Here is a 1,171-nt window from a genome sequence, read left to right on the forward strand (position 1 = left end):
AAAGCCACTCTTAATCGTGTCTTGGAACGAAATAGAGGCTTTTAAAGACTGCGTACATGGAGAATTAAAACAAGAATTACCCTCGAAAAGCCTATTTTTCCACTAAGTATTTATGCTCATTGCAAAGGTGAGATGCTCCCCAGATAATACTGCCTTCTCGATTGTAGGGAATCAATTACAGATTAATAATTCCCCAGATTTTGAAACCAAGAATAGTTACAGTATTCGCGTAAAAACCACAGACCAAGGGGGACTAAGTTTTGAGAAAACCTTGACAATTACTGTCAATGATGTTAATGAAACTCCCGGTAATCAAGCTCCAACAAATTTAGCCTTAAGTGCGACCACAGTAAATGAAAATGTCCCTGTTAATACAGTGATTGGAACATTTTCCAGCACAGACCCCGATACTGGCAATACCTTTACCTATAGTTTAGTTACAGGAACAGGAGATACAGATAACTCAGCATTCTTGATTGTGGGGAATCAATTACAGATTAATAATTCCCCGGATTTTGAAACCAAGAATAGTTACAGTATTCGAGTAAAAACCACAGACCAAGGGGGACTAAGTTTTGAGAAAACCTTGACAATTACTGTCAATGATGTTAATGAAACTCCCGGTAATCAAGCTCCGACGAATTTAGCCTTAAGTGCGACCACAGTAAATGAAAATGTTGCTCCCAATACAGTGATTGGAACATTTTCCAGTACAGACCCCGATAGTGGTAATAACTTTACCTATAGTTTGATAGCAGGAACAGGAGATACAGATAATACAGCATTCTCGATTGTAGGGAATCAATTACAGATTAATAATTCCCCGGATTTTGAAACCAAAAATAGTTACAGTATTCGGGTAAAAACCACCGATCAAGGGGGACTAAGTTTTGAGAAAACCTTGACAATTACTGTCAATGATGTTAATGAAACACCTAGTAATCAAGCTCCCACAGCCCTAATTTTCCAAAATGCTGTCACCGAGTTAGCTGAAAATGTCAATGTCACACCAGAATTTAAAGTCGCCGATCTCCTGATTGAAGATGATGGTTTAGGAACCAATAATCTCTTCCTCACGGGACGGGATAGGGAGCGCTTCTTAATTCAGAATTCGGCTCTTTTCTATGTCGGTTTTACTCCTAATTTTGAAGCTCAAAACAGTTACGAAGTC

General features: G+C 38.6%; 1 protein-coding gene. It reads left to right on the forward strand.

The window, feature by feature from the left end; all coding sequences use genetic code 11:
- Positions 1 to 112: 112 nt before the first annotated feature.
- Positions 113 to 1,171 (forward strand): cadherin repeat domain-containing protein (locus ACE1AQ_RS15830; protein WP_374808755.1); only part of this gene is annotated, 1,059 nt, incomplete at its 3' end.

The sequence above is a fragment of the Microcystis sp. BLCC-F209 genome (assembly GCF_041928595.1).
Taxonomy (GTDB): domain Bacteria; phylum Cyanobacteriota; class Cyanobacteriia; order Cyanobacteriales; family Microcystaceae; genus Microcystis.